Origin of the sequence: Curtobacterium sp. VKM Ac-1376 (genome assembly GCF_015351025.1) — a bacterium.
GTDB lineage: Bacteria > Actinomycetota > Actinomycetes > Actinomycetales > Microbacteriaceae > Curtobacterium.
This window is the reverse complement of record NZ_JADKRV010000039.1, coordinates 1-4,596: the sequence shown is the minus strand read 5'-3', so window position 1 is coordinate 4,596 and position 4,596 is coordinate 1. Positions and strand designations below refer to the sequence as shown.

The 4,596-nt window shown below is 65.4% G+C and carries 4 protein-coding genes and 2 pseudogenes; 4 read left to right on the top strand and 2 right to left on the bottom strand.

What is annotated here, in order from left to right; genetic code table 11:
- Positions 1 to 664: 664 nt before the first annotated feature.
- Both ITJ56_RS18635 and ITJ56_RS18630 read left to right on the top strand, forming a co-directional pair.
- A pseudogene (locus ITJ56_RS18635) lies at positions 665 to 826 on the top strand (TetR family transcriptional regulator); the annotation flags it as partial.
- Positions 827 to 955: 129 nt separating this feature from the next.
- Positions 956 to 1,222 (top strand): hypothetical protein, encoded by a 267-nt coding sequence (locus ITJ56_RS18630; protein WP_228518185.1) that lies wholly within the window; start codon positions 956 to 958, stop codon positions 1,220 to 1,222.
- 130 nt (positions 1,223 to 1,352) lie between these two features.
- Here the strand turns inward: ITJ56_RS18630 and ITJ56_RS17965 are convergent, their stop codons facing one another.
- Both ITJ56_RS17965 and ITJ56_RS17960 read right to left on the bottom strand, forming a co-directional pair.
- Positions 1,353 to 1,637, bottom strand: coding sequence for a hypothetical protein (locus ITJ56_RS17965; protein WP_194631998.1), 285 nt, complete (start codon positions 1,635 to 1,637; stop codon positions 1,353 to 1,355).
- Between the two features lie 112 nt (positions 1,638 to 1,749).
- Entirely contained in the window at positions 1,750 to 2,265 is a 516-nt protein-coding gene (locus ITJ56_RS17960) for a GNAT family N-acetyltransferase (RefSeq protein ID WP_228518184.1), read from the bottom strand.
- A gap of 120 nt (positions 2,266 to 2,385) precedes the next feature.
- Here ITJ56_RS17960 and ITJ56_RS17955 point away from each other — a divergent pair.
- A pseudogene (locus ITJ56_RS17955) lies at positions 2,386 to 3,566 on the top strand (IS30 family transposase).
- Between the two features lie 42 nt (positions 3,567 to 3,608).
- The gene (locus tag ITJ56_RS17950; RefSeq protein WP_194631997.1) at positions 3,609 to 4,517 is read left to right on the top strand and encodes an alpha/beta hydrolase family protein; all 909 of its coding nucleotides are present in this window, start codon (positions 3,609 to 3,611) and stop codon (positions 4,515 to 4,517) included.
- Positions 4,518 to 4,596: the final 79 nt, after the last annotated feature.

The window sequence follows — 4,596 nt, the reverse complement described above, 5'->3', positions numbered from 1 at the left end:
AAACGGTTAGCCTTCGAGAAACCGATCGAAGCGATCGAGAAGCTCCTGTTGCAATGACCGCTTGAAACCGCCGATCCCCTATCGAACGCATCGGCGTCTGCGGTCGGGCGGTGATTGCCGCCTGCGATGTTGGTGATTTAGGCGGGATCACAGAGCGGCGATGATGCAGGCGGTTAAGAACCCAAGCTGCATGATGAGCCGGGGGCCGAGGGGTGTGGTGGGTGCGGCGGAGTGTCGAGTGCCGGTGGCAGCTCGAACGTTCGCGGGGAAGATCGCGAGCAAAAGCAGAGCTAGGCAGATTGCCGCAAGCGTGCGCAATGGCTCGATCAGGAGCGCCGCGGCTCCAGCGATCTCGAGGACACCCGTCGCCGTCACGACTAGAGCTCGGTGGGGGATCCATGGCGGGACGATCGCGATGAGCCCGTCCCTGCGGGGGCGAAGGAAGTGGGCGGATGAGGCGATGGCGAAGGCGGCTGCGAGACCGACGGCGGCCGCGGACGGCCATGACCCCGTATACGGGACGGCGAGTCCAACAAGGCGAGCAGCGCCGGTGGCCATGACCAGCACGAAAAATGGAATCACGAACACCCCAATTTAGTCATCGACAAGATACTGGACTGTAGCCAAGATCCTGTCAACGACTAGATCGGCGGTAACATCAGTCATGGCCTATCACCACGGGGACCTGCGAGTCACTCTGCTACGGGAAGCCGCCAAGGTAGTCGCCGCAGAGGGGCCCGATGCCCTGACGCTGCGCGGGCTGGCGCGCCGGGCGGGAGTGTCGCATGCGGCCCCGGCGCATCACTTCCACGACCGTCGCGGCCTCCTAACAGCGCTGGCAACGGGCGGGTTCCGGCTCCTCGCTGAGGAGCTGCGATCGGCGCCCTCGTTCTTGGATGCAGCGGTCTCGTACGTGCGTTTCGCCACTGGCGCGGGTCGCGGGTACTACTTGGTCATGTTCGATGCCACGAGGATCGACGCCGGCGACGTCAAGCTCGCGTCAGCGCGAGCGGAGACGGACGGTGCACTCCTGGCTGGGGCGGTGACTGTCGAGCCCCGCACGCCCGATGCGCCCTTGGCCGCGCTCGCGCTCGTGCATGGTCTTGTGGCGCTGCATGAGGCGGGCGTGCTTGAGCGCCGGCACCCGGGGGAGGATGCGGCCGTCCTGGTCCGATCGATCGCGCAGATCCTGTTCTCGGACCCGGCGAACCGGCAGGCGTGACGGCGTGCATTGCTGAGCCCAGTCGGTCGCTAGCGATCGAGGTCTGATTCGCTAAGACGTCCCGGCACGTGTTCGGGTAGGGATCCTTAAGTTCAGCTGGTCGTTGCAACACCACCGGGAGCGCCGAGTCTCACTCGTCGTCGGCGTGTTCACCGCGAAGAGCGCGTCGGCCTGCGATCCGCTGGACAAGCTTCCTCAAGAAGACGAGCTCGAGCGCCACCATGATGGCCAGGCCGAAAATCGCAAATGCGATGCGTGCGGGGCTGAAGCCTCCGCTGAGCACGACTGCTGGCAGGCCGATCATCAATGCAGCACCGGCGATGACGTTCCACCACGACTCGATGATTCCGGCCGGAGTGCGGTTCGTCAGGTCCGGGCGATCCGATGGATCGGTGCGATCCCACCATGACGTCATGCGTGCACGTTACCTGCGCCCATGCTCCCAGACCTGAGCCACCGTCAATGCGGCGAGAAGCTAAACGGAAATCGCCGGAAGCGCACTCCGCGGTGACGCGTTAGCCGATCGGCTACCGGACCAGCTCGCGTTCGTAGAGGCTGGAGGCGAGTTGCCGCCCACCGTCGAGGGCAGTGACCGTCACGTCGCGAACGTGCCGGAACCCTTGCTGTTCGTAGAAGCGCCGCAATCCAGGGTTGTCCGTCGCACAATCAAGCCGCACGAAGGCCGCCCCGCGGTCGGCGCCTCTTGCCTCTACCCACGCCAGCAGTCGTTGCCCGAGCCGACTGCCGCGATGCGTCTGAGCGACGGCCAACCGATGCACGTACACAGCGGGACTGCTCTCCATGCCCCACGTCTCGGAGTCCGAGTCGGACACCGTGACCATCGCCACGACCACCTGGTCCTGACGCACGACGAAGAGATTCCCCTGCTCTGCGTCGCGCAGCAGAACCGCGTCCGGCACCGGATCCTGCCACTGGTCGATCCCACGCGAGCGCAGCCACTGCTTCGCACCGTCGATGAGCACCTGAGCCGCAGTAACGTCCGCGGGCGTGGCCGTTTCGACCGTCAGCACGTCTTGATCCATAAGGCGACGCTACGGGCTGACTTAAGCGGACACGAGCGGAAGCGCCGCCGCTGACCGCCCGACAGCCGATCTTGGGTTCAGCTGGTCGTTGCAACACCACCGTGAATCGGAGTGCTGCGGATGGGGTCGAGGCTTGAACACCGTGCTCGAGAGGCGCGGTTCTGGGAGCTGTTGAGACAGGGCCTCGGCCGCACGGCGGCCTGTGATGCTGTCGGCGTGGATCGACGTCAGGGATACCGATGGGTCAAAGCAGCCGGCGGACGGAACCCGTTCGCCCACATGCCCCGCTCCGACAGGTACCTCAGCCAGGAAGAGCGGCTCCAGATCGCGGACCTGCGCCTCAGCGGTGAGGGCGTACGTGCGATCGCGAGAGCACTCGGTAGGGCGCCGTCGACGATCAGCCGTGAGCTGACGAGGAACTCCGCAGCTGGTGAAACCTACCGGCCGTACTCCGCCGAGAAGCAGTGCCGTGCTCGTGCGCGGCGCCCGAAACCCCGGAAGTTGGACCGGGTCGAGTTAGCTCTGCAGGTTGAGTTGCGGTTGGTGCGGAACTGGTCCCCGGAGCAGATCCGTGATGACCTGATCCGGTCCTTCCCTGACCGGCCGGAGATGCACGTGTCGCACGAGACGATCTACCAGTCCCTGTTCGTCCAGGGCCGCGGTCACCTGCGTGCTGATCTGCATAAACACCTCCGCACCGGCCGTGCTATCCGCCGGCACCGGGGTGAGCCGCGGCGGGCGTCGTGGTCGAAGATCCGCGACATGGTCCTGATCAGTGAACGCCCCGCCGAGGTCGACGACCGGGCCGTTCCCGGTCACTGGGAAGGGGATCTCATCGTCGGGATCAACGCCAGGAGCGCGATCGGCACCCTCGTCGAACGAACGACCCGGTACGTGATGCTGCTGCACCTGCCCAACGGGCAAAGCGCCGACGCCGTCCGCGACGCGATGATTCCCACCATCCGGACCCTGCCCGAGCATCTGCGGCGTTCGTTGACGTGGGATCAGGGCACGGAGCTTGCTCGGCACAAAGACATCACCCTCGCCACGGACCTCGCGATCTATTTCTGCGACCCGCACAAGCCCTGGCAGCGCGGCTCGAACGAGAACACCAACGGCCTACTCCGGCAGTACTTCCCGAAATCCACCGACCTCACCATCCACAGCCGGAACGGCTCCTCGAAGTCGCTGCCGAACTCAACGGACGACCCCGCAAAACGCTCGGCTACCTCACCCCAGCAGAAGCATTCGAACAGCTACTGTCAGACCCGAAACAACCACCCGTTGCAACGACCCCTTGAAACCGCCCATCGCAGACCGGACGGCGCTGATAGCGTCCCCGCATGATGCAGGCCCACGGTGGTGCCGCTCGGTCGAAGCTTGTCGATCTGCTCGCGATCCCGGAACCAAGCGCCATCCACCCGACCGCGGTTCGACGCCAGCACCTACGACTCGACGACTCCACCCGGTGGGATCACATTGAGCTCGACACCCCCGATGGCGACACCATCCCATGCATCCTGATCACGCCCCACAAGCGTTCCGACGTCGACGTCATCGCCGTTCACCAACACGCAGGAGCGTTCACTCTTGGCAAGAGCGAGCCTGCCGGCCTCGCCGGCGACCCGAATCTCGCCTACGGCCTTGCCCTCGCCCATGCAGGGGCGCGGGTGGTCCTTCCGGATCTCGTCGGCTTCGAGGAGCGGCAACGTCATTGGTCCGACGACCCCGGAGCCGACGAACGGCTCGACGCGCTCTTCCGAGTGACGGACGGCAGCAGCTTGCAGGCCAAGCACACCCGCGACATTGCCGTGGTGACCAGCTGGATGGGGGAATCCGACTCGCCCGCGACCCAGCTCAGCATCGTCGGACACTCGCTAGGCGGTCAAGTCGCGCTCTTCTCGCTCGCTCTCGACCCCCGTATCTCTCGGGGAGTGGTGAGTTGTGGCCTCGGGACGCTCGCTTCCTTCGAAGCGGCGCGCATCCGCCACAACCCGGCCTGGTTCGTGCCCAGGCTCAGATCGGCCGGAGACGTTGCGCTCGTCGCGGCCGCCGTCGAACGGCCGGTGTTTGTCGCCGCGGGACGTGTGGACAGGCTCTTCCCGATGGACGGAGTACGCGAGGTGCTCGCCGCGTTCCGTCCCGAACTGCTGACAGCGCAAGTATTCGACGGAGGCCATTCGTTGCCGCCACAAGTCTTGGATGCTGCGGTTCAGCACCTGGTCACGACGAGTCCGACGCCGTCTCAGTAGCGGATGGCGGTTTCAAGGGGTCGTTGCAACGGGTGGTTGTTTCGGGTCCGAGAGTAGCTGCTCGAATGCTTCTGCCGGG